This window comes from Brevibacillus centrosporus (genome assembly GCF_046622605.1).
GTDB classification, from domain to species: Bacteria; Bacillota; Bacilli; order Brevibacillales; family Brevibacillaceae; genus Brevibacillus; species Brevibacillus centrosporus.
Genome location: NZ_CP176856.1, coordinates 4,051,643 through 4,077,830, shown reverse-complemented (window position 1 = coordinate 4,077,830; position 26,188 = coordinate 4,051,643). Strand labels below are relative to the sequence as shown.

26 protein-coding genes are annotated in these 26,188 nt (G+C 51.1%); 16 read left to right on the top strand and 10 right to left on the bottom strand.

Going from position 1 to position 26,188, the window contains the following annotated elements; translation table 11 throughout:
- Positions 1-48 precede the first annotated feature (48 nt).
- From ACLIN2_RS20590 to ACLIN2_RS20570, 5 genes are all read left to right on the top strand, one after another.
- Positions 49-1,359 carry a hemolysin family protein gene (locus ACLIN2_RS20590; protein WP_092267570.1) on the top strand — a complete coding sequence of 437 codons (1,311 nt, stop codon included), beginning with the start codon at positions 49-51 and terminating at the stop codon, positions 1,357-1,359.
- Between the two features lie 246 nt (positions 1,360-1,605).
- Positions 1,606-2,622: an ABC transporter substrate binding protein gene (locus tag ACLIN2_RS20585; RefSeq protein ID WP_411501989.1), complete on the top strand. Its 1,017-nt coding sequence runs from the start codon at positions 1,606-1,608 to the stop codon at positions 2,620-2,622.
- A gap of 95 nt (positions 2,623-2,717) precedes the next feature.
- Complete coding sequence (locus ACLIN2_RS20580; protein WP_092267572.1) at positions 2,718-3,770, top strand: ABC transporter substrate-binding protein; 1,053 nt, start codon at positions 2,718-2,720, stop codon at positions 3,768-3,770.
- Positions 3,771-3,798: 28 nt separating this feature from the next.
- Positions 3,799-4,728 carry an ABC transporter permease gene (locus ACLIN2_RS20575; protein WP_328211012.1) on the top strand — a complete coding sequence of 310 codons (930 nt, stop codon included), beginning with the start codon at positions 3,799-3,801 and terminating at the stop codon, positions 4,726-4,728.
- The gene (locus ACLIN2_RS20570; protein ID WP_328211013.1) at positions 4,721-5,518 is read left to right on the top strand and encodes an ABC transporter ATP-binding protein; all 798 of its coding nucleotides are present in this window, start codon (positions 4,721-4,723) and stop codon (positions 5,516-5,518) included. Before ACLIN2_RS20575 ends, ACLIN2_RS20570 begins: the two co-directional genes overlap by 8 nt.
- Positions 5,519-5,596: 78 nt before the next feature.
- Here ACLIN2_RS20570 and ACLIN2_RS20565 read toward each other — a convergent pair whose 3' ends face one another.
- Complete coding sequence (locus ACLIN2_RS20565; RefSeq protein WP_411501988.1) at positions 5,597-6,811, bottom strand: MDR family MFS transporter; 1,215 nt, start codon at positions 6,809-6,811, stop codon at positions 5,597-5,599.
- Between the two features lie 130 nt (positions 6,812-6,941).
- Between ACLIN2_RS20565 and ACLIN2_RS20560 the strand changes: the two genes are divergently transcribed.
- From ACLIN2_RS20560 to ACLIN2_RS20530, 7 genes are all read left to right on the top strand, one after another.
- Entirely contained in the window at positions 6,942-8,753 is a 1,812-nt protein-coding gene (locus tag ACLIN2_RS20560) for an SgrR family transcriptional regulator (RefSeq protein ID WP_411501987.1), read from the top strand.
- Between the two features lie 139 nt (positions 8,754-8,892).
- A complete protein-coding gene (locus ACLIN2_RS20555) occupies positions 8,893-9,306 on the top strand; it encodes a TerB family tellurite resistance protein (protein ID WP_092267904.1) in 414 nt (137 codons plus the stop codon).
- An 81-nt stretch (positions 9,307-9,387) separates the two neighbouring features.
- Positions 9,388-10,188 carry a 5'/3'-nucleotidase SurE gene (gene surE / locus ACLIN2_RS20550; RefSeq protein WP_328211016.1) on the top strand — a complete coding sequence of 267 codons (801 nt, stop codon included), beginning with the start codon at positions 9,388-9,390 and terminating at the stop codon, positions 10,186-10,188.
- Positions 10,189-10,190: 2 nt separating this feature from the next.
- Positions 10,191-11,231 (top strand): hypothetical protein, encoded by a 1,041-nt coding sequence (locus ACLIN2_RS20545; protein ID WP_411501986.1) that lies wholly within the window; start codon positions 10,191-10,193, stop codon positions 11,229-11,231.
- Between the two features lie 149 nt (positions 11,232-11,380).
- On the top strand, positions 11,381-11,869 hold the full coding sequence (locus ACLIN2_RS20540) for a hypothetical protein (protein ID WP_411501985.1): 489 nt from the start codon (positions 11,381-11,383) through the stop codon (positions 11,867-11,869).
- Positions 11,870-11,969: 100 nt separating this feature from the next.
- Positions 11,970-12,566, top strand: a complete 597-nt coding sequence (thpR, locus tag ACLIN2_RS20535; RefSeq protein ID WP_411501984.1) for an RNA 2',3'-cyclic phosphodiesterase — start codon at positions 11,970-11,972, stop codon at positions 12,564-12,566.
- Between the two features lie 49 nt (positions 12,567-12,615).
- The gene (locus ACLIN2_RS20530; RefSeq protein ID WP_092267580.1) at positions 12,616-13,284 is read left to right on the top strand and encodes a hypothetical protein; all 669 of its coding nucleotides are present in this window, start codon (positions 12,616-12,618) and stop codon (positions 13,282-13,284) included.
- Between the two features lie 95 nt (positions 13,285-13,379).
- Here ACLIN2_RS20530 and ACLIN2_RS20525 read toward each other — a convergent pair whose 3' ends face one another.
- The 5 genes from ACLIN2_RS20525 to ACLIN2_RS20505 all read right to left on the bottom strand — a co-directional run bounded on the left by ACLIN2_RS20525 (position 13,380) and on the right by ACLIN2_RS20505 (position 17,480).
- The gene (locus tag ACLIN2_RS20525) at positions 13,380-14,264 is read right to left on the bottom strand and encodes a M23 family metallopeptidase (protein ID WP_411504573.1); all 885 of its coding nucleotides are present in this window, start codon (positions 14,262-14,264) and stop codon (positions 13,380-13,382) included.
- Positions 14,265-14,359: 95 nt separating this feature from the next.
- Positions 14,360-14,839, bottom strand: a complete 480-nt coding sequence (locus ACLIN2_RS20520; protein WP_092267582.1) for a chemotaxis protein CheW — start codon at positions 14,837-14,839, stop codon at positions 14,360-14,362.
- A gap of 197 nt (positions 14,840-15,036) precedes the next feature.
- Positions 15,037-16,173: a DUF3626 domain-containing protein gene (locus tag ACLIN2_RS20515; protein ID WP_411501983.1), complete on the bottom strand. Its 1,137-nt coding sequence runs from the start codon at positions 16,171-16,173 to the stop codon at positions 15,037-15,039.
- A 191-nt stretch (positions 16,174-16,364) separates the two neighbouring features.
- Positions 16,365-16,760: a stalk domain-containing protein gene (locus tag ACLIN2_RS20510; RefSeq protein WP_411501982.1), complete on the bottom strand. Its 396-nt coding sequence runs from the start codon at positions 16,758-16,760 to the stop codon at positions 16,365-16,367.
- Positions 16,761-16,958: 198 nt separating this feature from the next.
- Entirely contained in the window at positions 16,959-17,480 is a 522-nt protein-coding gene (locus tag ACLIN2_RS20505; protein WP_092267585.1) for an ADP-heptose synthase, read from the bottom strand.
- Between the two features lie 130 nt (positions 17,481-17,610).
- Between ACLIN2_RS20505 and ACLIN2_RS20500 the strand changes: the two genes are divergently transcribed.
- Positions 17,611-18,285 (top strand): TerC family protein, encoded by a 675-nt coding sequence (locus tag ACLIN2_RS20500; protein WP_411501981.1) that lies wholly within the window; start codon positions 17,611-17,613, stop codon positions 18,283-18,285.
- 44 nt (positions 18,286-18,329) lie between these two features.
- Here the strand turns inward: ACLIN2_RS20500 and ACLIN2_RS20495 are convergent, their stop codons facing one another.
- Positions 18,330-19,418, bottom strand: coding sequence for an HD-GYP domain-containing protein (locus tag ACLIN2_RS20495; protein WP_411501980.1), 1,089 nt, complete (start codon positions 19,416-19,418; stop codon positions 18,330-18,332).
- 114 nt (positions 19,419-19,532) lie between these two features.
- Complete coding sequence (locus ACLIN2_RS20490; RefSeq protein ID WP_092267588.1) at positions 19,533-20,147, bottom strand: MerR family transcriptional regulator; 615 nt, start codon at positions 20,145-20,147, stop codon at positions 19,533-19,535.
- Positions 20,148-20,379: 232 nt separating this feature from the next.
- On the opposite strand from ACLIN2_RS20490, the gene ACLIN2_RS20485 reads away from it, so the two are divergent.
- The 3 genes from ACLIN2_RS20485 (at position 20,380) to fabI (ending at position 22,198) form a co-directional block, all read left to right on the top strand.
- Complete coding sequence (locus ACLIN2_RS20485) at positions 20,380-21,102, top strand: ZIP family metal transporter (protein WP_411501979.1); 723 nt, start codon at positions 20,380-20,382, stop codon at positions 21,100-21,102.
- A 70-nt stretch (positions 21,103-21,172) separates the two neighbouring features.
- Entirely contained in the window at positions 21,173-21,337 is a 165-nt protein-coding gene (locus ACLIN2_RS20480; RefSeq protein WP_411501978.1) for a hypothetical protein, read from the top strand.
- 87 nt (positions 21,338-21,424) lie between these two features.
- Positions 21,425-22,198 (top strand): enoyl-ACP reductase FabI, encoded by a 774-nt coding sequence (fabI, locus tag ACLIN2_RS20475; RefSeq protein WP_092267590.1) that lies wholly within the window; start codon positions 21,425-21,427, stop codon positions 22,196-22,198.
- A 135-nt stretch (positions 22,199-22,333) separates the two neighbouring features.
- Here fabI and ACLIN2_RS20470 read toward each other — a convergent pair whose 3' ends face one another.
- Positions 22,334-24,670, bottom strand: a complete 2,337-nt coding sequence (locus ACLIN2_RS20470; protein ID WP_411501977.1) for a UvrD-helicase domain-containing protein — start codon at positions 24,668-24,670, stop codon at positions 22,334-22,336.
- An 82-nt stretch (positions 24,671-24,752) separates the two neighbouring features.
- Positions 24,753-26,117 carry a hemolysin family protein gene (locus tag ACLIN2_RS20465; protein WP_411501976.1) on the bottom strand — a complete coding sequence of 455 codons (1,365 nt, stop codon included), beginning with the start codon at positions 26,115-26,117 and terminating at the stop codon, positions 24,753-24,755.
- Between the last annotated feature and the right edge of the window lie 71 nt (positions 26,118-26,188).

Here is a 26,188-nt window from a genome sequence, read left to right as displayed (position 1 = left end):
GGAAACAATATCCCAAAGCACGTACGGAAGGGAAGGAGGGTCGGACGGATGGTCGGGGCCTGGTTCAATTTGGTCATGGTTGTGCTCCTCGTGTTCCTCAACGGATTCTTTGTGGCGACGGAGTTTGCTGTCGTCAAGGTGAGGGAATCCCGCATAGCTCAATTAGTGGCAGAAGGTAACAGCAAAGCCGCAGATGTGGAGAAGCTCCTGCACAATCTCGATGCCTACCTCTCTGCGTGCCAGCTTGGAATCACGCTCGCCTCACTCGGCCTCGGGTGGCTGGGCGAGCCGGCTGTAGCTCACTTGCTGTACCCGGTCTTTCGCTATTTTGGTTTAAATGAGACGCTGATCAGCAGCATTTCAATCATCATCGCTTTCTCCGTGATTACCTTTCTGCATATCGTTCTGGGGGAGCTGGCACCGAAGACGATGGCGATCCAGAAGACGGAAATGATCGTGCTTGCGGTAGCGAAGCCCATCATGTGGTTTCACAAAATCATGTATCCCTTCATTCATCTGCTCAACTGGTCGGCATCGCGCTTTCTCGCCTTATTTCATATTTCAATGGAGCCGCATCAGGAGGCGCATACAGAAGAAGAGATCCGGATTCTCGTTAACGAAAGTCATAAGAGTGGTCTGATCGATAACACGGAAATGATGCTGGTGGACAACATTTTTGATTTCTCCGAGACGATGGCACGAGAAATCATGGTTCCCCGGACGGACATGGTTGTATTGAACATCCGTGATCCCTTCGAGGAGAACGTCAGGCTCGTACAAAATGGAAGATATACACGCTATCCGGTCGTAGATGGGGACAAGGATCACGTCGTTGGCAGTCTCCACATCAAGGACATGCTGACGGGCCTTCTGGAAGGCGAGCAGCGGGATCTGGAGTCGCTGATGCGCTCGGTTCTGACGGTTCCCGAGACGATCTCTATCAGCAGGCTGTTGACGATGCTGCAGAAGCAGCGCGGTCAGATGGCGATTATCATCGACGAGTATGGGGGAACGGCCGGACTGGTCACGCTGGAAGATATTATGGAAGAAATCGTCGGCGACATCCAGGATGAATTCGATGATGAGCGTCCAGAGGTAGAGCGCCGGGACAATATTCTCTCGCTCGACGGCAGAATGCTGCTCGAGGAAGTCAGCGATTATTTGGATATCGATCTGGAGTCAAGTGAAGTGGATACGCTCGCAGGCTGGATATACATGCAGTTCGATCATTCGCCGCGAGTCGGTGACATGGTGAGACAAGGCAACTACCAGTTCATCGTCGGGGAAGTGGATCATTACCGGATTACGCGCGTGATTGTGAAAAAGCTGCCTGTTGAGGAAGCAGTGGTGGAGACCTGACAAGGGGCATCACTGCTTTTCTTTGTTTGTAAATATAGTGATCGAACATATACCCAGTGTTATAAATCGAAAATCAACTAAGAACATCAGGAAAATCGGCATTCATTTCAAAGAAAAGGAATCGAAAATGTTGATGAAAAAATCTTTGAAACCTTGTATGATATGGTATAATGATTCAGAGTTCGCTCGATGGCTAGTAGTATAGTCATGAGCAGAAAGTAGCAGAGCCTAGAGGAGGAAGTAGAGATGAGACGAGCAGTCAGTATGGGACTGACCGCGTTGCTGGCGTTTTCTTTGGCAGCATGCGGCAATCAAACAGGTGGACAAACGGAGTCAGGCGCAAATGCAGCAAAACCAAGTGAGCAAGCACAAACTGTGAAATTGGGATTGACGCAATTTGTGGAGCATCCAGCTTTGGATGCCATTCACCAAGGGATTTTGGATGGTTTGAAAGCTTCTGGATATGAAGAAGGCAAGAACCTGGAAGTAGACTACCAAAACGCTCACGGTGATATGAACAACACCGTTTCCATCGCACAAAAATATGCGGGTGACCAGAAGGATCTGGTGGTAGCCATCGCTACTCCGTCCGCACAAGCAGCAGCAAAAGCCATCACTGACAAGCCTGTCGTATTCAGTGCCGTGACAGATCCGCTGTCCGCACAATTGGTCAGCAGTTTGGAAAAACCAGACGCTAATGTGACCGGTACCTCAGATAAAGTATCCATGGAACAACAATTGCAGCTGATCAAAAAATTCCTGCCAAACTTGAAAAAGCTTGGTGTGATCTACACGACTTCGGAGGTAAACTCCGAGGTACAAGTGAAGGATCTGGAAGCAGCAGCTAGCAAAGAAGGCGTAGAAATCGTCAAAGCTGGTATTTCACAGCTGTCGGAAGTGCAATTGGCTGCAAATGGATTGACAGCAAAATCGGACGCTTTGTTTATTCCGATTGATAACACGGTCGTATCCTCTTTTGAAGCCGTTCTGGGTGCAGCAGAGCAAAGCAAGATTCCTGTATTTGCCTCTGACACAGACACGGTAAAGCGCGGTGCAGTTGCCACTTACGGAATTGATTACTACGGCATGGGGAAACAAACGGGGGAAATGGCTGCGAAAGTTCTGAAAGGGCAAGCAGTCGCAGACACGCCAGTAGAAATTTCTAAACAAGCCGAACTGTACATCAATGAAACAGCAGCCCAGAAGTTTGGCCTCACAGTTTCTGAAGAGCTCAAACAACAGGCGAAAGAAATCATCAAGTGATTAAAAAGAGAGCTTCATGCTCTCTTTTTCTTCTTTTAAAAATGTTTTAAGCGTGTTAAAATTAGAAAAAATTTTTAAGGGGGTTTATTGATCAAATGTTCAAACAAAAGAAAACAGTAAAAATGATGAAGAGTTTTTTATTTCCCTTGTTGCTTTTGTCCGTCACCGCGTGTGGACAGCAAAGCGCCACTCCGGCTAACAACCAAAGCACGACACCTGCAGCAAGCACGCAGGAAGCTCCTGCTGCCGACAAGCAGCTGACAATTGGGATCTCCCAATTCGTTGAGCATCCAGCGTTGGACGCAGCACGTGAAGGCTTTGTGGCACAGCTCGCGAAAAACGGCTACGAGGATGGCAAGCAAATCAAAATCGATCTGAAATCTGCGCAAGCAAGCATGGATACAGCGATCTCCATCGCACAAAAATTCGAAGCTGACAAAGTAGACCTGGTGCTGGCAATCGCAACACCAACGGCGCAAGCGGCAGCGCAAACAAGCAAAGAAATTCCGATCCTTTTCACAGCGGTTACGGATCCAGTAGAAGCAGGGCTCGTAAAATCCATGGAAAAACCAGAAGGCAACGTAACAGGTACTTCTGACATGAACCCAGTGGAAGAGCAGCTGAAGCTGATCAAGGAAATGAAAGCTGATGCAAAAACAGTAGGAATTATCTACAGCTCTGGAGAAGTAAACTCCAAGGTACAAGTAGACGCAGCCAAAGCGGTTGCAGACAAGCTGGGCTTGACAATCCAAGAAGCTGCTATCACTAGCGCTACAGAAGTGAAGCAGGCTGCTGAGTCTATGGTTGGCAAAGTAGATGCTTACTACATTCCGACAGACAACATGGTCGTTTCCTCCATCGCTGCTGTACTGGGTGTTGCTGAATCTCAAAAAATTCCAGTGATTGCCGGTGAAGAAAACTCCGTGAAGAGCGGAGCGATCGCTACTTACGGTATCGACTACACCAAGCTGGGTGCACAAACGGCTGACATGGCTGTGAAAATCCTGAAAGGCGAAGCAAAGCCAGGCGATATGCCAGTGGAAATGCAAGCCGATATGAAATTGGTATTGAATAAGAAAGCTGCGGAAAAAATGGGAGTGACCATTCCGCAAGCGATGCTCGACCGCGCAGGAGAAGTGGTAGAGTAATACATGCAGTAACGGGAGGACTTCTTCTATGAATCTGGCAATAATGGGAGCAATCGAACAGGGCTTGCTATTCGGAATATTGGCCCTGGGCGTCTATTTAACTTTTCGCATTCTGAACGTACCTGATTTGACCGTAGACGGTAGCTTTGCCTTGGGCGGCGCGATCGCAGCGAAGTTTATCATTGATGGAACCAATCCTTACCTTGCTACTTTGCTGGCTTTTGTAGTCGGCGGTGTGGCAGGTGCCTTTACCGGCGTCCTGCATACGAAAGGGAAGGTAAATGCCCTCTTGGCTGGGATCCTGACCATGATCGCGCTGTATTCGATCAATCTGCGCATCATGGGAAAAGCCAACCTGCCGCTGTTGCGCGAAGACACCTTGTTCACCTTTGTGAAGGATCTGAGCGTTCCAAACCTGGCTGTAGGCGGTGTGACGATCCTCACCGGTGTGGCTATCGTGTTCCTGGTAGGAGTGTTGGTTCTGAAGCTGGCGATCGACTGGTTCCTGCATACGGATCTGGGTCTGGATCTGCGGGCAACGGGTGACAATCCGAAAATGATCCGCAGCTTCGGGGTGAACACCGATACGACAACGATCGTCGGTTTGGCGCTCTCGAACGGTCTGGTCGCGGTTTCCGGTGCGTGGGTAGCCCAGTATCAGGGCTTTGCTGACGTCGGCATGGGGATCGGGATGATTGTGATTGGTCTTGCTTCTGTTATTGTCGGGGAAGTCTTGTTTGGAAGCTCCTCGATCTTTAGAGTGACGCTCGCTGTCATTTTAGGCTCGATTGTCTATCGTCTCGTAATCGCATTGGCTCTGCAGGCGGGTCTAAATCCGTCCGATATGAAGCTGATTACTGCCTTGATCGTTATCATCGCATTGACCGTACCGACGATTGCCAAAGCTGTTTGGAAGAAGCCGGCACGTGCGATGAAGGGAGGATCTGGCGATGCTTAAAATTTCAGGCGTAAATAAAGTGTTCAACGCGGGCACCGTCAATGAAAAAATTGCCCTGCGCAATGTCAATCTGGATGTGAAACGTGGCGAATTCATTACGGTCATCGGGAGTAACGGGGCCGGGAAATCGACAATGATGAATATGATTTCCGGTGGCATGCTGCCGGATGAAGGTACCATCACCATCGATGGAAAAAATGTAACGAAGCTGGGTGAGCATCAACGTGCCAGCCTAATCGGCCGCGTGTTTCAGGACCCGATGGCAGGGACAGCTCCAAACATGACAATCGAAGAAAACCTGGCGATTGCTCTGGCACGCGGTCAAGGCCGTAAGCTTTCTTTCGGGGTGAATAACCACAAGCGGGAGCTGTTCCGCGAGCAGCTAAAGCAGCTGGACCAAGGTCTGGAGAACCGCCTGAAAACAAAAGTAGGCTTTTTGTCCGGCGGTCAGCGTCAGGCACTCAGTCTCTTGATGGCGACGTTCACAGAGCCGAAGATCCTGCTCCTCGATGAGCATACGGCGGCGCTCGACCCGAAACGGGCTCAGCTGATTGTCGATCTGACGGAGAAGATCGTCGAACGCTTTTCGCTGACGACCATCATGGTGACACACAATATGGAGCAAGCATTGAACATGGGAAATCGTTTGCTCATGCTGCATGATGGCGGGATCATTCTTGACATCCCAGATGAGAAAAAACGCACCATGAAGCCGCAAGATCTGCTTCGTGCTTTTGAAACCGCTCGTGGCGGTGAAAGCTTCAACGAAGACCGCTTCTTGCTTACCTAAAAGCCAAACATCCCGATTCCATGAAAGTGTGGATCGGGATGTTTTTTTGTGCTGGATGCTGTCCAACCGTAGAATCGTCTATGAGTGGGCGAGCTTCTTTTCCATTTTCCGAAAGTAGGCATACATCGCGCAGCCGCCGAGGAAGAGAACCATCGCGATGATGAGGAACAGGGTAGGGCCGCCGAAGTGAAGCAATACCAAGCTGCCAAGGTACGGTCCGCAGGTGCGGGAAATGTCCCAATGCGTCCCTGTGATAGCAAAGTAGCGACCTCGCATGGCAGGTGGCGCCATTTTCGAAACGAAGGTTAGCAGCTGCGTGAGACCAACGCTTTCTCCGAGTACCCATACCAGCTGTAGGGCGATGAGAACGGGCAAGGAATCTGTGAACCCATAGCCGAGAGCTACGAGTAGAAAGCAAAGGTAGGAGCCGCCGATTAACAGTCGTGTCGGCAAGTGCTGCGTAATTTTGACCAGCCAAAATTCGAGACAGATCAGGAGCACGCCTTTGATTGAAACCAAGGTAGCCAATGTTTGCAAATAATTCGGTATGCTTTGCTTAAAATGAAGCTGCAGATTCGTTTCCATTTGGGCGTAGAACAAGCTGATGGGCACCGACAGCAGCATGATCGCAAAGGCTGGGCGGTACGCGTGCCAAGTGCCTTTCGCATGCGCTGCTGAATGTTCTTCGGACGTAGCGGGAGAAGGCTCTGCATGGGGGACTTTTCTCCACAGGGCTGCCGCATACAGGAACAGTGAAGCAGCAGTAAACAAAAAGGCAAGAGCAGGATTGTATCGGTAGAGGAGTACACCTGCGAGCGGGCCGAGTACGGCGCCAATGCTGCTTGCGGTGTTGAGTAAGGCAAAGGAGCCAGCCATCTGATCCTCTGGGATGGAATCGGCGAGATGAGCCCGACTCGCTGGAATGAACAAGGAGCGTCCTGCTCCGTTCAAGACGTAGAGCAAGCCAAAGGCGGCCATCGAGTCTGCCCAAGCCATTCCGAGCATAGCTGCTCCTTGGATGAGAAGGGACACGAGCATTACACTCTTTCGGCGGAAGCGGTCCGTCAGCCCACCGGCAAACAGCGTAAGCAGTATTTCGGAAAAAGGCTGCAGCCCAATAATGAGCATGGTCATGGTAATGGACCCGCCAATGTGTTCACTGAGATACAGCACCAAAAATGGAGCAATCATGGCGCTGGACAGAGAAGTCAGTGCTTCTCCAAACAGCCGAACCCATAAGATAGGCGGATAAGTGGCGATCAGGCGTCTGAGGCATAGAGGAATGTCATTCATGGCGAGTATCCTTTCTTTCTGCTGCGGGAAATGGTTTCGTCCCATTTTACGTTGGTATAATGAGGAGAAAAAGCGTACGATTAGGACGCAAAGTTTTTCATGTTTTTTGGAAAGAATCGGTGGTGATCCTATGCAATTGGTCGAACAATACACGCGCTTGATTGCGGGTTTGTCAAATAAAGAGCTGGGAGTGGCGCAGGAAATCGCTTTGGCGGAAGTGGCGGCCATTTTGTTTTGCACGCAGCGCAACGCTACGTGGACGTTAAAAAAGATGCAAAATCAAGGCTGGCTGCAGTGGCAACCGGGGCGAGGGAGAGGAAACCGCTCAATGCTCACTTGCCATTTGGCTCCACAGGATCTGGTGATGTCGGCAGCCAAGGAGCTCGTTCAAAAAGGCGAGATTCACACTTCTCGACAGCTGATCCAGCAGTATCAAAGTGAGTGGGCAGGTTTGGAGGAGGCCTATTCCTTGTGGATGAGCAGTCAGTTTGGGCTTCGCGTTTCCAGGGAAAAAGAAAGGGGACAAGGGGGGCGCATCGATACCTTGCGCTTTTTTGTGGATCGACCGTTTCGCTGTCTCGATCCCATACGGGTCCTGCTGCGTTCACAGACACATGTGGTCAAACACGTTTTTGATACGTTGGTCCGTTTTGATCCCGTTACGAGAACGGTTATTGGAGCGCTCGCTTTTTACTGGGAATCGGACGATAGCGGTGTCGAATGGACTTTTTGTTTGCGCAAAGGGGTTTTGTTTCATCATGGCAGATTGCTCACTGCGGATGATGTGTGCTATTCGTTGGAACGAAGCTCAGGAGCAGAATCGAGACATCGCTGGACGACAGCTTCGATCCAGTCGGTCAAAGCACTCGACGAGTATACGGTCAAAGTGATCTTGCGGCAGCCTGATCGGTTGTTTTTGCATGCCTTGAGCAAAGAATACGCATCGATTGTGCCGCAGGACTACGCCCTGAAGATGGGAGCGGGCTTTGAGAGCTGGCCGATTGGCACGGGACCTTTTAAAGTCGTTCGCAACGACGACTCCATGCTCGTCCTAGAAGCGTTTCAGCCCTATTTTGCGGGACGCCCGTTTCTCGATCGGGTAGAGCTGTGGTGCGTACCGGAGATGGAGGCTGGATCGGATGCGGATCAGATGCACCTTTTGCGGTCCGTGGCTGGTGCAGGGATCGCCCCGACAAGCAAGGAAGGGGAATGGAGAGGCTTTTCTCGCCATGAGCAAAGCTTTCAATACGTCAGTCTTAATGCCAATAAACCTGGACCGCTGAGCCGGAGGTCTTTTCGTGCAGTACTCGCCGCCATCCTATCTGGAGCTGTGCTTCGAGCGGAGCTGAAAGGGGCAAGGCAGCCAGTGGAGGCATGGGGAGATGCGCTTTCCTATTTGCAGGAGGAGACCAGGCAGCCAGACGCCGTGCTGGATGAGCCCGGGGCATACAGGCATACAGGGGAACCGCTTCGGCTTTACACCTACCCTGATCCAGATCATGTGGAAGACGCATGCTGGATTCAAAACAGATGCGCGCAATACGGGATCGCGATTGAAATCGTCTATGTCGAGCCGGAGGAGCTGGCACGTTCGGAGAGGCTGCAGGAAGCAGACTTGATCGTGGATAGTGCAAATGTGGACGAGCGGTTGGAGCTGTCTCTTTTGGAGTTTCTCTATGCTGACGCCTTGAGCATTCGTCATCATCTAGATGAGGAGGGTCGGGAAGAGGTCGGGCAGCAGGTAAGCCGTATGCGTGCATTGACATCCGATACGCAGAGAGCGGACCCGATGAGAGCGATCCTGGGAATACTGCTTGGCCGACATACGTTTGTCCCGTTGTATTCCAACCGTATCGAAATGCGAGCACATCCGCAGCTGTCAGGAATTTGTCTGGACGCGTATGGATGGGTTGACTTTTCCCGAGTGTTCGTTCAGCCATAGCTGAAAATTTGTCACATTTTAGTGTGAAACCGCTTTCGTTTTTCAACGTATAATTAGACATAGAGTTATTACCGTTATTAAGAACAAAATCTTATCAGTCAGACAAAACGGTCGAGGGGGAAACGCGTTGTACACGAAGATGGAAAAGGACAAACATATCGTGTTTGCATCCATTCGCTTAATGATCTGCGTAGGTCATGCAGATGGTTATATAGGAAATAAAGAAGTAAGCCGCATTCATGAGCTGGTGAATTCAGAGCACTTCACCCTCAAGGAGAGACAAATCCTGATGGACGACATGGATTATCCGAAACGTCCGGAAGTGATCGCCGAAGATCTGGTGGATTTGCCTTTATCCGAAAAGCTGATGATGATGCGCAAGCTGTATCACATGGCGTTAATTGACCGCAAGCTGTCTCCAAAGGAATCCAAGGAGATCGGGAGGATTGCTTGCTTGATCGGTATCTCGGAGGAAAAGCAGGCACAGGTAGAAGAATGGATCATCGACGGAATCAAATGGCGGGAACGCTGGGATGATATCGTAGCAAATTAGAAAGGGCCCCAAACAAATTGGGGTCCTTTCACCTTTTTTGGTACAATAAGGAGAAGGCTAGCGAAAGAGGAGGACAAATCTATGTTGCGGATCTTGATTACGAACGATGACGGTATTGATGCACTGGGTATCAGACGTCTGACCGAAGCGTTGCTGACACTGGAGGGTGCGGAGATTTACGTAGTTGCGCCACTGGAAGAAAAAAGCGGTGTAGGTCATGGGGTTACCTTTCGCAGTGCATTGGAACCGCAAGAGCACGATTTCTACGGTCTTCCTGTAAAAGCTTGGGCTATTAACGGCAATCCCGCCGACTGTGTGAAAGCAGCGTACCACCTCTTGTTTGAGGACGATCAAAAACCGGATATTGTTTTTTCCGGCATCAATGTCGGTACGAATCTGGGACGAGACATCTATTATTCAGGGACGTGCAGCGGCGCCCGTGAGGCGGTCATTCTCGGAATACCTGGCATAGCTCTGTCCTACGATAACTGGTTTGATCAGGATAACTATGGTGAAGTGGTGGAAATGATCCAGCCACTGATTCAAGAGTTCAGTGAGAAAGCGAAAAAGGGCGAGCTTCCGCAGCAGGTATTCTGGAATGTGAATATTCCGCACGTGCCGCAAAATGAACTGAAGGGGATCGTGCCAGCTTCCCTGTCGTTGAATCATTATGAAGACAAGTACAATAAGGAAGGTGCCGGCTACTACCTGGTCCGGGAATATCCGGAAGTCATGCCGCTTGCTGAGCCGTACGATTACGACCTGCTCAAACACGGCTACATCGCGATTACGCCAGTGCACATTGACGCTACGGACCGCGACCTGCTCAAACAGCTGGATGAGTGGACTTTCATCAAATCCTGGGGGAAACGCGAGGGATAAAGATGGCAGAGGAGTACGAGCCACAGATTGAGCCAGATGCAAACAGGCTGTCGCCGAGCACTCAGACCATGGGTGAACGGCTGGATCCTGACCGCTTTTCCGATTTGTACAGACTGGCAGGTGACGAAGGGCTTCCCTATTTTGCCCGCCTAAATTCGCAAGGTGTGGTCGAGCTGTACCTTGTCTTCGAATCGGTGGATGCATTTAGCGAGCAGACGCGGGATGCTGTATCGCTGGAATTCAAGACGTACCAGAACAAACTGCTTGCGGTCATCTGGACGCTTTCTGATCCTCTGGAGCCTTTGGGTTTTCCACTCAGCTTTGATATTTTGCAAAGGGAAGAACGCCATATGGCACAGGCAATCCTCAGGCAAGAGGCGACCCCTCTGCATTATCTGGCATACGAGGAAGGGCGCCTGACGCATATTTTTACCGAGTCGATCTCCTTTTCGGCTGAGGAAATCGAGCGTGCGGAGGGAATGATCCGGGCCTTGTTCGAGGGAACGCCAGAAGTGCTGCCTGAAGCTGCCGAGGTGAGGGAGGAAGAGACTCAGACGATGTCTGGGCTTGCTCTCCCAGCCGAAGTGCTTCAAGAAGAGGGCATCGCCTTTGTTCTCGATTACAAAAGTATGCTGGAAGCACACGGCGAAGAGGAAGCGCAGCACTTGTTGATGAGGACGGTTCAGCAGGCAGTGTGGGTCATGCGCAGGCACGCCCGAAGTGAAGTGAGGGACTCGTCCTTCACCGTTTGGGCAGCAGAGCAGGGTGAGCACCTCTCCCTCGTTGTCACACCCATGCTCACGGATCTTTTTGAAGTCATTCACACGTCAGAGGACGAGTCCAATCCATTTGCCCGTTTTCTCATGACTCTGCCTGCCTTTATTCGATGCGAGGACGTGCTCCCCATACGCCTAGGCGCCTTTCCCCTCCTGCGCTATGAAAGAGGCCGTCTCTATCAATTGGAGCTGGATGAAAGTGTACAGGCACGAATGTTCGAACTGTATCAGGAAGCGTTTTCGGGCAGTGCCAATCCTTATCTATAATCATGGCAACATTGTGAAAACGGATTTTCATAGGAATGTTTTCGGCTTCGAGGAAATATGGGTAAATAAGTCAAAATTCAACAAAGGATACGACAAGGAAAACTTCGAAGTAGGTAGGACAGACAATCTGCTGGGGAGAGGTGACAACGATGTACGCTGTTCAACCCGATATACTACAGTACGTTTCCGATTGCGCTCACCGTTTTCAAGAGGAGATTGAACAACTGGCTGAGAGTCATGTACTTACGATCGAAGGCGGGCTGCCGGCCCTGGAGCTGCAGGTCCAGCCCAAATTCCAGGCGTTGTTGGAGTACACGCTGTGGGGCGAGTATGGGGTCGTCGCGATCCACGGCAAGCTGCAGCTGCGAAACGAAGAGCTGACTTCCAAGGATCAATTTTCGATCATGATGAAGTTTTCCCTGTCGCACGATCCAAACATAGATATCGAACACAAGAAACAGCGCATCGAAGAAATTCTCTACGGGGAAGTGGACCTGTTTTGGAACATTCCCCCAGAAGGGCATATCGGGCATGTGGAATTGACGATTCGCTTTTCCTATCAACCGGGTACGGGAAGGCTAGGGGAATATGTACGCTGCGTCTTGGGCATCGTAACAGGTAACATGAAGGCCGCCTGATCACCATAAAATGTAGGACCAAAAAGCTCTCGAACATAGGAGAGCTTTTTTCCTTCTTTAGGGAAGGAAGCGAAAGGCGGGAAGGGAGAAGGATGAGAGTATGCGATTATTTGTTGCACTGAATATACCTGGACATGCTGCAGCGTATATAACGGATATTCAACAGCGGCTGCAGCAGGAAGTGACTGCTGATCGTTGGCAATCCTTGCACAATCTCCATCTCACCTTGCATTTCTTGGGGGAAGTGCATGAATCACTGCTCCCTGCCATTTGTGAAGACATGGATATCGTCAGCGCCATTATCAATCCGTTTTCGTTGCGGATCGGAGGATTTGGCGCATTCCCTCATGCTGAGCATCCTCGCGTTCTCTGGCTGGGGCTGCGAGGCCAGACGAATCCTTTGAAGCAGCTGCACTTGTTGCTGGGAAAACGCTTTGACCTGCACGAAGGTCTTTCCTATGATCGGAAGCGGTATCGTCCCCATATCACCCTCGCCCGCGGTCCGCATGGTCAGGGAGGCGGGCTGCCCCTGCTGGAGTGGAACGAGCGTTATTTGGCGCTCGAGCCGCCACATTGGCAGGCCAAGCATGTCCATTTGTATCAGTCCGAGCTAAAGCCGGAGGGAGCAGTACATTCGATTATCCACACAAGCACGTTTGATAAAGAACACAGCAAAAAACAAGCGGTGCCTGAATAGACTGGAAGAAGAGACCAGTGGAGATCTTCCAGAAAGCGGTGGAAAACGGATGGGTGAGTTCACGACCGGCATTCTTTATCCACGCAAATACGAACCGAAAGTACTAATAGCCTTGTCCAAGACAGAAAAGCCGTACTTCCATAGAAACGTCAACGGCGACTGGAACGCTTTTTTCCTGCAGGACGAGTGGCTGGAAAGATCGGAAACCCTGCAATTTCTCCTGCAGCTGTCAAAGCATTTTGTGCCGCTGCTATGGTTTCACGACGCAGAAGACAATGGCTGGGGATTTCGGTTGTTCGATGCTGGCTACGAAGTGTCATCGGGGACGATCAGCTACTCGCTGGATGTTGAGATGGCCGAAGAGGAATTTGGTCGACTGTATCCAGAAATCGACCTGCAGGAAGGCATCGGAGAAAGTGACGAAGTGCGGCAAAAGTACGAAGACATCCTGGACCGGGTAGTACGCTCGGAGCTGTATCGGCGAGAAGTAGGCAAAGGAATTACCAGGATTAAGCCACAGTCCTTTCAGCGCATCGTTGGCCCCAAGCAAGTGCAACAGCTTCGTTCGTTGTTCGACTTACAGCTGTTAACGGATGTGGATGAAGATACTGGCGCTTCGTTGTTGTACGATTCAGTCGATCTGTTCAAAGAGATTCTAGGCATCGAAGAGATGGTTTGGGTCAATTACGCTTACCTGGCAAGCGGGGGAAGAGAATAGAAAAGAAAAGAGGAGGGCGATGTGGCGACATGCACATTGCCTTCCTCTGTTTTTTTACAGGAAGAGTGTATACGATTCTTAGGCTTGACAGAGCCTTAACCGCGAACGGTATCCCCCTGTTCAATCCGGTCAATGCCTGCAAAACGGATGCGAACGGATCGAGCCAGCAGGAGATCGGAGGAATCCGAAACCTGCATATGTAGATGGGGCTCGCTGGAATTGCCAGAGTTGCCGCATTGCCCGATCAGCTGTCCTTGTAAGACAGAATCGCCCGTCTGAACAGTGACCGAGCCGCATCTGAGATGTGCAAGCAGGCTGTACTCTCCGTTGCCGTGGTCGATCTCCACAATGTTGCCGGCCGCATACGCTTCATTGACGATGCCAGGCTCGTTGTCCGCTATAGCGTTTGACACCTTAAGGACGGTTCCGGAAGCGGGGGCGAGGATCGGCTGTCCGAAAGCAAAATAGCTTTCATTGTGTTTGGGATCACCGAAGTAGGTTTGCCCGTTTTTCATGACGAGAAAGTCAAACGCATAGCGCTGGCTCGGATAGGCGTAGTGGTAGTTGACCAGCTCGTTTATGCCGCCCCAATAAGTGAACCACTCCCCGGTAAAGGGCAGCCGGTAGGTACCTTTTGATAAGGCTTCGTCGGTTTCAGGAAAAGAGCTCAGATGAGTGAGGCGTAAACCGAGAATTTCACCGCTTTGACTGATCGCGGTAGATAACCCTTTTTGCCCACTCTCGTCCACCCAGACGATACGAAGCGCGCCGCCCCAGGGGACGATGGAGGCAGGACGTGCTTGATAAGCCTTTACCCCTTGGTGAAATTGGGAAGCAAACGTGCCAAACTCCTCCAGGCTCAATTGCTCTCGAAACGAGACGCTGCAGGCTTCATAGAGCTGCTGGTACGCCCCCGACAGGAAGGCGGTCGGGATCCAGTCAGCCAGAGCGGCACGATCATGTCGTTCCAAATGAATCACACTCCATTCGGATAAATAGTACGGATGAAGCGAGGTTTCGTTTCTCAAAAACAAAAACCCAGCGTCCGATTAGACTGCACTGGGTTTGATGTGTATTATTTCTTTTTCCACTGTCCGAAAATCTCATCGATATCCAGAAGCATGATCAGCTTGTCGTTCAACCGGGCAATTCCTTGCAAATACTTGCCTTCGACACCGGCGATGAGTGGAGGCGCTGCTTCAATCAGCTTTTGGGGGATATTCATGACCTCGGAGACAGCGTCGACGATGATGCCCACATCGAGCCCTTCCAGCTGGAGATCGACGAAGCGTGTATCGTCTGTTTCTGCGACAGGCTCCAGCCCGAACATGGTGCGGAGATTGATGATTGGCAGGATGCGTCCACGCAAATCGACTACCCCTTCTACGTATGCAGGCGACTTGGGAAAACGCGTCACAGGCAAAGGCTTGATAATTTCCCGCACGAGCGAAATGGAGAGGCCGTAATACTCATTCCCCATCTTGAAAAGGATCGATTGGGCAGTTGCCCCTTCTGTATCCCACTGCGATCCGTGATTTTGCTTCACAAGTTCCATATGACACTTCCTCCCCGAATCTCTTTCCATTCTTTACCCATATTGTAGCATGGACAAACCTGAACAGGGGTGGTTTTTCAATCCGTCCGGCTACCCTACCTATCAAAACAGCGGGAGCTATGGACAAGAAGATAAAGTCATGGACTCCCGCTGTTCGATTATCAATCGATACTACGTCATACCCCACAGCTTTTGCTTCAATGAGCTTGTCTCCCGTATCGCACCAGCACGTGCCAGATCTGCTTTAGATGCTGCCAAGTCTCATTGGGCTCGCCCCAGTCTTTCCAGTTATCCGGGTGATCGGAAAAATCGGCGGCCGCTCTGCCAATCGTCGCGGCATCGAGCAATCCAGAAGATGCGCCGTACCGTTGATCCAATCTTACCGCGAGTGGAGGCATAGCAGGACCGCGAAAATCTGCGGGCACGTCGCTCACAGAAAGAACAAAGCCCGGATGCCATACGAGTTCGATGGCGTACTTGTCCGCAAGGAGCTGGAGCTTGCTTTCTATGTGCGTGCCCTGGTAGGAAGGATCAGCAAAAATCGCTTCGACATCGGTACCAAGATCGATATCCCCGTGGATTTGCGCTTCGATGTAATCGTCCAATGCGCGCCCGATTCGGTGATTCACCTCTTGAAATCCATTTGCCCGTAGAGCTAGCAGTTGTTGGACCACGGCTGGTACATCCATGTTCGGCGAGCCGAGTGCTTCTTTGGTCGTTTCGACGCTGTGCAAAAGAGCTGCAAGGATCGCGTCGAAAGAATCAGCCGTCCCGAAATGCTCCGGTTCGGTATGGCTGTCGCCAAACGTAAACGTACAACGATGCAGCAGATGAGGTCGCAGCTGAATATAACAGGAGCCAAATCGCGGGGACGCGCCATCCGCATAATTCATGAGGTTGAGAGCACCGTATTTAGGGCGTTCCTTTCCTTGAACGGCCGATGACTGGTAGGCGCCTCCGAATAATTTCTCCTCCCAGCGATCACGGTCTCCACCGGGATAGGCAGTACGGCCACCGTTGGTCACGCCGGTTTCAAACTGGCTATGGTAGCTGCCAGTTGCCAAAAGTCCTTCTACCACAGAAATGCCAGCGGGAAGGACTCGATCTGGATGAAAGTTGAGTGTGACACGAGCATGCTGTCGGATGTTGGTCAGCAAATCCTCCACTGTCACAAAGTCTACGCCAGCATTCTGCAGGATGGACGTTGCTTGTTCACGCATTTGTTGTTGCAAAAGCGTGGATTGGTTTTGGACAAACTGTATGGCAAAAGACTGTGCTGCCGTTAACGTTGTCTGTGAGCGCAACTGTTGTGACTGATGGGCGAATGGATCCACGTACATCCTCCTGACTCGTCTTCCAAGCGTTTTTATCCATTGTAGTGCATCCCTTTTGCCATGAAAATCATTATTTGGGCACATGACAGACAAATGCACCCACTGGAGGGTGCATTTGTCGTAGGGCATTTATTTAATCTTGATCCGATATGTATAATCATCCGCCATCAGCTTCGTGGACCTGTTCTCGGTCAGTCTGAACCGGGTAGGGAAGGAACGGGCTCCCTTGGAAGGTCCTTTTCGATTACATAGACAAAGTCTAGATTGATGCCTCCTAGAAGCCTGCTGCTATCCAGTGATGTCAGGATGCTATACTTGGGCTCAACTGACACAAATAGAGCGGATTCGTGATGGAAGGTTGCGTTTTTCGCATCCCATTTCACCTCGTATCCGAGCGACTGTGCCAAAAGCTGAAGGGGTACGTATGGCTGATTGTTGTACATGATCACGGGCGATGAAGTCGTGTCAATCAGCCTGCCTTCTTCCTCGACAGTAATCTGTGCGGTAGAAGTAACAGCGGTCGCTGCAGCAGCAGGGCTAGCCATGGAAACGAGTAGGGCGAGGATTACAGGGATCTTTCCTTTCATGAGGAACCTCCAGTATGATTATCAGTATTTTCCATATAGAAATTATTGTCTGCTTCACTCTGGAAAAACAAGGGAAAAAACTCCCGATGGTAATAAAAGAGCCAATTCTTTTCAAATAAAAAGCCATACTAAAGGAAAGAAGCAAAAAAAGACTGACAAGCCGTGGCGTGTCAGTCTGCTCGTTCTTATCGGGCTTCCTTAGGGTTCCTTCAGCTCGCTGAGCGAAATCCCCTGTTCCAGTGCAAATTCAAAATCATCCACATCATAAAATTGAACGGGTACGATATATTCCAAAATCCGATCCTGATAGTCCGGCTGGTCCGTGATCAGCGGGACTTCAAATCGCATGGACGTGAGCAAAAGCTGTGTCTCGACAGGATCAAAAATTTCTCCCCACATGGCGTTGTCTTCCACTTTGATGATGGTCAGCGTGACACCATTCGGAAAGGTAAAAGGCACCTTGGACCACGGAGCGATCAACCCTTTTTCCAAGCGCTTGCGGTTGAACGGATCATGGAAGAACTGACTCATTTCCTGCATGATCTTCCGTACGTACTGATCGTCGCCAGAGTAGGGCATGATAGGTTCTGGGCTTTGGATAAACTCGTCCAATTCATAGATTGTCGACGCGGGTATCAGATATTCTACCGGTTGCGATGGGGACATCAGCTCCCCGTAGATAGCCAGCATGATCGCTTCGGTAACGAATTGTTTCGACATTTCGACAACCCTCCTCCTTACAATCATACTGAATTCCTGTACATACAACAACCCCAGACAAGGGGAGAGAGTGCACGGTTTCCCATTTCCTCATCGACCGCAAGAAAGTGAAGTATCGGAGGGATGATCCTTGTTTGATTCCGCATTTGTCTCATCGCTGCTCATCATTATTACCATCAATATTGTGCTGAGTGGAGATAATGCCGTCGTAATTGCGATCGCTTGCCGCAAGCTTGCCCCGCAGCAAAGGAAAAGAGCAATCCTCTGGGGGACTTTCCTGGCTGTGATCGTCCGGGTAATCGCTACTGTGCTGGCGGTTTACCTTCTTAAAATCCCGTTTTTGTACTTGGTGGGTGGGGCTGTCCTGCTATGGATCAGCTACAATCTGCTGCGGGAAGAGGACGAAGACAGTCAGATTGAGTCCAGTGAGGATATCGTGCAGGCTGTCAAGACGATTGTGGTCGCCGATGTGATGATGGGGCTGGACAATGTTCTCGCTATCGCCGGGGCGGCGAATGGCAACATCGTATTAATCGTGCTTGGGCTCATTATCAGCGTGCCGCTCATGGTATTTGGAAGCCAGCTGATACTCAAAGCCATGGAGCGGTTTAACTGGCTCGTCTACCTGGGCTCTGCGGTATTGGCCTGGGCAGCAGCCAACATGATTACAAACGAAGAGATCATCGCTGACTGGCTTTCCCAGTACAGGGGCCTGGAAGCTGTTATCAAAATCGTCCTTGTTGCGCTAGTGCTGTTTCTCGGTTACTGGCAGCGAAGCCACCACGACCAGGCACATGCGGAGTAAAAGGAAAAGCTGAGACGCACGAGGTCTCAGCTTATACTATGTTCTTACATCGTTTGGACGATCGTAACGCTCATCCATTCTTTCTCGTATAGATTGATTTCGTAAGGGGATGCCACATTCGATCCATCGGGTTCCTGCAAAATGCGGATCGTCGGTCGATTCACCGCCAGCGAATTGACTTGGGACACGACCCCCACCTGCCCGGTATTCAACTTCACCGTAGAGGCGACTGGATAAATAGCGACATGCTGCAAGAACAGCTTTAGCAGATCCAAGTCGAAATAGGAGTTGCCTGTCGCAAATAAAAACTCCGTCGCGTCGCTGGGCGAATAGCTGTTGCGAAAGGGACGAGGGGAAATCAGCGCGTCATATACATCTGCGATGGCAACGATCCGGGCGTACTCATGGATGTTTGTGTCTGTCAGCTGCCGCGGGTATCCGGTACCATCGTAGCGCTCATGATGCTGCAAGGCACAGTGGGCAGACACCACTGAGATATTGTACTGGCCGCGCAAAATGTTGAAGCCTTCCTCCGTATGATACTGAATTCGTTTGCGTTCCTCCGCATTTAGCTCCAGCTTTTGACCCCACAGTTCTTTGGGAACCTGTGTCATGCCAATATCAAAGAGAAGGGCGCCAATCCCCAGATCCATCAGCTGCTGCTGGTTATAGCCTTTTGCCAGTCCTACAACTCCCGCAAGTACAGCGACATTGACCGCATGATGAAAAAAGTAGCCGTCAAGTACGTGAAGATGGGAGAGATTGACGAGCACATCGCGGCGGCTGCTCAGGTCGGTAATGATCTCTTTGAATACCATTTGAAAGGTGCTGCCGAAGTCGGGCAAAGAGGTTCGGCGTTTGACCAAGGGCTGATCCATCAATCCCGTCATCGTTTTGTAGACCGCATCAACGGCATCTTTTCGGGTTTCATCACGTATCGCTTCTTCAGGAATGATATCCTCTGTATGCTTATCTTGAATATAAATGGTGTCAATACCCAATTGAACAAGCCGATCGATATAGCGCTGCGTCAGTTCTACTCCAAGTCCCAGCAGAACATTTCCGTTTTCGAGAAACACGCTTTTCGCTACTATATCGCCCGGCTTTACCGAGGAAATATGCAATTTTCTCACAACGATGCTCCCAGTCCTTTTCTTGTTGAAGTGTAAATCGTCCTGATATTCTGGTTATTCCGCTAGTTCCAATATAGCACAAGGAAGGGGAGGAGACTACCGTTTACCTAGACTCTATTCTGCTGCGCGATCCGATCGGGTAAACCAGCGAAACGGATTCAACGACCAGCGAGGCTCATGACGAGCGTAGCGTTCTTTGCGGCGTGTCAAACGCTGCTGCATCAGGTCCATTTCAAAAGTGACACGGCGAATCTCCAAACGTAGCGATTCCTGCATTTCTTCGATGTCCGTAATTTTTTGCAGGATCGTCGACTGCATCGTGTTCAAGGTAGTCAGCTGCGTGAGTTCACGCTGAAACTGAACCAGCGTCTCTTGCACACTGCGCTCCATTTCCTGCATGCCCGCGTCCAGCTTGTTGGAAGCTGCTACCGTAATGGCGGTCTCTTCTACGGAAGACAGCTCGTCCGATAGGAGGAGATCTTCCGGAATCCGACCTTCATCGATCAGCTGGCGCTGGATTTCACGCAGCGAGCTGTTCCCGCTATCTTTTCGTTCCTTTACTTCTTTCAATAAAGCGAAGCCGTTTTCGCTGATCAAATAGTGACCCTGCGGATTTTTCAGTCGTTCATGTGCCGGTACGAACAAGTCCAGCCAGTTGCGCAATGTACGAACATGCACGTCAAGGCGATCAGCTACCTCTTTCGAAGCCATCCAAACTTGTACATCCATCCCGAATCACTCCTTTTTTTCCCCCAGATATTCCCGGTGGAGTCATTATAGCACCATTTTTTTCCGGGAAAGAGAGAATCGACAAAGGTTCTAAAAAGTAGTGGGAATTCGTCTGTTTTGGACAGTTCTGCGTTTTTTGTCAAAATGGCGTACATGCTCATAATGACCGGGACAGGCGCGTACAATGAAGGGATGAATCGCCTACCCGCAATGACGAGGAGAGGACTGCACGATGTCACCTGTCTTCTGGATTATTCTACTATCTGCTGCAGCAGCAAGCAGTATCGGCGGGCTTCTGCTGTGCTTGCGCGCCTGGTCGGAAGAGGCCCTGTTTGCCATGATCAGCGCGGGGGCAGGCCTGCTCTTGGCGATAACGATACTGGATCTGCTTCCGCATGTGCTTGAAGGGGAAAATCACCGGATGATGCCGTTTGTCCTGGTTGGATTCGGGATGCTCTTTGCGATTGAAATGATCGGGAAGTCGGGGGGGGAGCTCGGCTCCACAGGGATGATTGGCGTGATGTCAGGATTTTTGATGCATGCATTTGTCGAGGGTGTATCGCTCACAGCAAGTATGCGGATGGATACGGAAGTCGGGATGTCTGTTTTGCTCGCGATGCTGCTGCACAAAATCCCAGATGGTGTGACCGTAGCGTCCTTGCTGCTCGCCGCGACCCGCTCGCGCCGAAAAGCATTTTGGGGGGCGACCTCTCTAGGCATTGCCACAATTGTCGGAGCGTGCAGCATGGGGGCCGTGGAGCGTATCTTTCCACCGGACTGGTCTCCGGTAATGCTGGCGATGACTACGGGTATCTTTTTATACGTCTCAGCCAGTCACCTCGTTCCATACATTCACCACGCGCGAAAAGCACAGCTGGGTGTTTACTTTTTTGGCGCGATTTTGGCTTACATGATGCTGGCAGCGTATTTATCCGGCAGCCATTCGCATGCATAAACAAAGCCTGAACTTGCCAGTCTAAGAAAAGAATGACTGGATGGACTGTGCAAGAAGGGGGCAGGAACAAATGAATGATAAACAGGGCGCTGGTGAGCTGGAGGAATTGATCATGCAGAGGCAGGCCGAATTCCCGGAAATAGGCACTTCGTTGAACCCGTTGGAGGAGCCTTGGTGGGGCTTTGACTTGTACGCAGACAATTCGACAGGGATCTCGTCTGACAGCGAATCATAGTGGAAATCTGTCCCATTTCTCACTCTCGTAACCGTGGACAAGATCGGTTATAATGTGGGATAAGTTGGAAGGGGGCAGATGCGTACTATGAATACATTGTTAGAGGGGAAAAACATCGTAATCATGGGAGTGGCTAACCATCGCAGCATTGCTTGGGGAATCGCCCAATCACTTCACAAGGCTGGTGCCAACCTGATTTTTACCTACCAGGGAGAACGTCTGCGTGAAAACGTGGCCGAGCTGTCTGCCAAGCTGGGCAAGGAGTCGCTGCTGGTCAATTGTGACGTGACAAAGGATGAGGACGTAGAGGCAGCCTTTGGCGTAATTCGCGAACAAGTCGGTGTCATTCATGGACTGGCTCACTGCATCGCCTTTGCCAAAACAGAAGAGCTGGAGGGCGAGTATGTCAATACGTCCCGTGATGGCTACGCGCTTGCACAGGATATCAGTGCCTATTCGCTGGTTGCGGTGGCACGCGCAGCTCGTCCGCTAATGACAGAAGGCGGCAGCATCGTCACCATGACGTATCTGGGAGGAGAGCGTGCCGTTGCGAATTACAACGTGATGGGCGTAGCCAAAGCTGCTCTGGATGCATCTGTTCGTTATTTGGCAAATGATTTGGGCAAGGAAAACATCCGCGTCAACGCGATATCGGCTGGCCCGATCCGTACACTTGCCGCTAAAGGAATCCGTAATTTTAATGCCGTCCTCAAGGAAATTGAAGAAAAAGCTCCTCTTCGGCGCACGATTGATCAATCCGAGGTAGGGGATACGGCGTTGTTTTTGTTCAGTAATCTGTCCCGCGGGATTACGGGAGAGATTCTGCACGTGGATGCAGGCTACAGCATCGTCGCTGGTTAATAACGATACATGCATAACAGGCTCACCTTTCGCGCACACTTTACGTAAATGCGAGGAAGGGAGCCTGTTTTTATGTTTCCATTAATTACAAATATGGAAGAATTTTTGATTTACATGGGTGGCGGCTTTCAGTACCTACCTGCCCATTTCAGCGACGAAGCGGGAGATCCTGGTTTTTCTTCCGAAGCGTTCGCGGGGGATGCCGATGCACAAGCTGTGACGGGCCCGGGTAATCGCGACGTATAGGAGTCTTCGCTCTTCCTCCAGCGCTGCGTTCCCACCTTTTCGCAGCTCGTCCAGCGTGTATTCGTGGGGCAAGGCACCTTCGACGAGGTCCGGCAAAAAGACATGATCGTACTCCAGCCCTTTTGCCCGGTGAATACTAAGTACATGAACAGCTTCTTCCGGGAGTGGCCGCTGCGTGCGCCACTCTTTTTCCCGTTGAGTCATTTGGTCGATGTAGGTGAGAAAATCAGCGACAGTCGCATGTCGCTTGGAAGCGGCCAGCAATTGCTGCAGCTCGTCTGCCCAGCGATCTTTGCCGTCTTCGCGGTTCTTTGCCCGCTTTTTTAAATAATCGCGAAGCTTGCCATCCTCGTAGATGAGCTCAAGTGCCTGGGCAGCTGAGCATTCACGGCAGGAGGTCAGGATGTCCATCACGGTTTGCAGATGCTTGCGCTGGTAAGGCTTGAGCTGAGCCTGATTGGGCAGGACGTGAAGAATCGGCACATCCTCCAAAATCGCCTGACTGCGGAGGGCATTCCACATCTCATGAGAAATGTAGAGCGTGGGTAAAACTTCCTTCAGGGCATCCGAATCGTCGGGGTTCTGCGCGAGGCGCAAATAGGCCAGCGTCCAGCGAACCGTTTGCCTTTGATAAAGGGAATCCTCTTCTTGGGTGTAGTGAAATGGAATCCCTGCTTCACTCAAACGCTCAAGGATTGGACGCGCGGATTCATTGGTGCGATACAGGATCGCGCATTCTCCGAGTGCCGCCCCATGCTCTTGGCGATGGATGATTTCATCGACGATCCGGGATGCCTGTTCTTCTTCGTCCTCTGGTTCAAATAAATACGCATCACCTTCTTCGTGATGGAAGGAGCGGCATTCCTTTTCCCAGCGTTCCCGGTTGTGGCCAATCAGCGAATAGCCGAGACTGACGATGGACGAGTGCGAGCGGTAATTGACCTCGAGGGTGATCGTTTGCGCTTCGGGAAAATCTTTGGTGAAGCCCAGTATGTACTGCGGATCACTTCCGCGAAAGCCGTAGATGGACTGATCGTCATCGCCAATGACGCACAGATTGTTGTGAGGGGCAGCGAGCAGCTTGACCGTCTCGTACTGAATCCGGTTAATATCCTGAAACTCGTCGATCATCACGTGGGTAATTCGATCCTGGTAACGCTTCAGCAGCGTAGAATCCTCCCGCAGCATTTCGTAGCAGCCGATTAGCATGTCGTCAAAATCAAACCAGTTATGCTTTCGCTTTGCTTCCTCGTAGAGCGGGTAGAGCTGCTGGGCCTGCTTTTCCGTATCGCTCTCGAGCTCGCGGTAGGCGACATCGTGCGGCAGGAGGTACTCGTTTTTCCAGCGGCTAATCACGCCGAGAGCGTCCAGCGCTTCGTTTTCTTTTAGCGCCAGCAAGTCATCATGTCCCAAAAGCACGCCAGTTTCTCGTAGCAGCCGCCACTTTTGCCATTCCTTTTTCAAAAGGCGCTGCTGATCCCAGCGAGCAGGCTGATGATGCAGAAGCATACGGTAAAAAATGCTGTGGAATGTACCTGCGACAAGCTCTCGGGCTTGGCTTGGCAGCAGCTGCCGTGCGATGCGCTGGCGGATTTCCTCGGCTGCCTTTGTCGTAAAGGTGACCACCAAAATCTGTTTCGGCTCGATTCCTTTATCCTGGATGAGATGGGCTGTGCGAGCCGTCATGACTCGAGTCTTGCCACTGCCGGCACCAGCCAAAATGAGCAGAGGACCCTCGGTCGTATGAACGGCTTGCTGCTGTCCGGGGTGCAGGCTTTCGTTACGCTTTTGTTCTGCGAGATGCTGGATGCTCTTTTTGGGCGTCAGCCTTTTCCGAAAGATTGGCGGCTTGGGAGCAGGGGAAGATACAGTTACGCTTTTGCCGATACTGCGTTTTTTCGGCATGCGAAAAGAACCGATCATCGGGTCCTCTGTCGTCTCTACTTCTTCCGGCTTGTCCACAACGGCTGTGGCAGCGGCGACCTGCTCCTGCACGAGCAGCCAGTCTGGTCCGGACGCTTCCTCCAAGGACAAGCCAGAGCAATCCACATCCTCGGCGTGCGCAAAGTACGGTTCAAACGTAACACCAGCAATCAGACGCAGTGGGAATGCACAGACTGGACAGCGAATTTGACCCTGTCGCGCTGCCATACGCCAAAAGGGGATGCGGTTGTAGGTTTCCGGTTGCAGCAGGATAGGTTTATTGTCGAGAAAGGCATGTTTCATCAAGGACACCTCAGGTTGATAGTAAGAATGAAAGAAGAAGTGCCCCCTGGCCGCAGGGGACACTTGCCAACTTGTTGTGTCATTAGGATTGGGCGTGCAAGAGCACGTTATCTTCGGGATGGGCTGCGGATTCCTCTACACCAACGTATGAGATGCCTACACGGGTGATGCGATGGTTTTCCAGCTCGCTGATAGTGAAGCGGTAGCCCTGGTACAAAACGGCTTTTCCGTGCCCTACTTCCTCATTCAATTGGCTGTAGAGCCAGCCGGCAATGGTATCAACTTCATCAGACACCACTTCAATCGTAATGTAGTCGTTCAGCTCTGTCAAAAGCGTTTTTCCGGAAACGGACAACTCGTTGTTCGAGCTTTCCTCAATCTCGGGCCGTTCATTGTCATCAAATTCATCTTTAATGTCGCCCACGATTTCTTCGAGGATGTCTTCCATAGTCAAAATGCCGGCCGTGCCCCCGTACTCATCGATGACGATGGCGAGCTGAGAACGCCGCTTCTGCATCAGCCGCAGTACATGGCTGATTTCCATGGACTCCGGCACGGTCAAAAGCGGGCGTAGGAAGTCTTTGAGCTCCGCTTTTCCTGTAGTCAATGCGGAAAGGTAAAAGTCTGAGGTATGGACAAACCCGATCAACCGGTCTTTATCCTCATGGGCAACGGGAAAGCGGGAGTGGCGCGAATCTCTCATGATTTCCAAATTTTCATCGAATGTATTGTCGTCGTACAGACAGATCATATCGATACGAGGAATCATGATTTCCCGGGCAAGTCGCTCCGAAAACTCAAAGACATTATCAACGAGAGCAAGCTCCGTCTGGTCAATATGGCCACTCTTGTGACTCTGTGTGACAAGCAGGCGAATTTCCTCTTCCGTATGGGCAGACTCGTTCTCAGATGCAGGCTCGATACCCAGTCGCCGGATGAAGAGATTGGCGGCGCCGTTCAACAGCCAGATCAACGGATAGCTGATCTTGTAAAAAAACATGAGCGGTCCTGCTGTCCACAGAGAGGTTGCTTCTGCTTTTTGAATGGCAAGAGACTTGGGTGCCAGCTCTCCCAAAACGATGTGCAAAAACGTGATGATCGCAAAGGCAATAGCCAGCGAGATCGGGCCTTCCAAATAAAGCGGCAGATGAAAAAATGCCATCATGGGTTCGACATAATGGGCGATCGCAGGCTCACCAACCCAGCCTAATCCGAGCGAAGCCAGCGTAATGCCGAGCTGGCAGGCAGAAAGATAGGCATCCAATTGCTGGGTGACCTTTTGCGCGTAGCGGGCGGATTTGTGATTACCTTCGCTGACGAGCTGGGTCAATCGGGTTTGGCGGACTTTTACTAACGAGAATTCTGCTGCGACGAAAAAACCGTTCAAGAAAACCAAAAACAGCACGAGCAGCAGATTCAGCGTAAGCTCCCCTATCGGACTCTCCAAGCATGCCTCCTACCTCCCGCGGTGCGAAAGGAGGAGAACTCACCTCCGTCTGATTGAAAATATGGTAATTC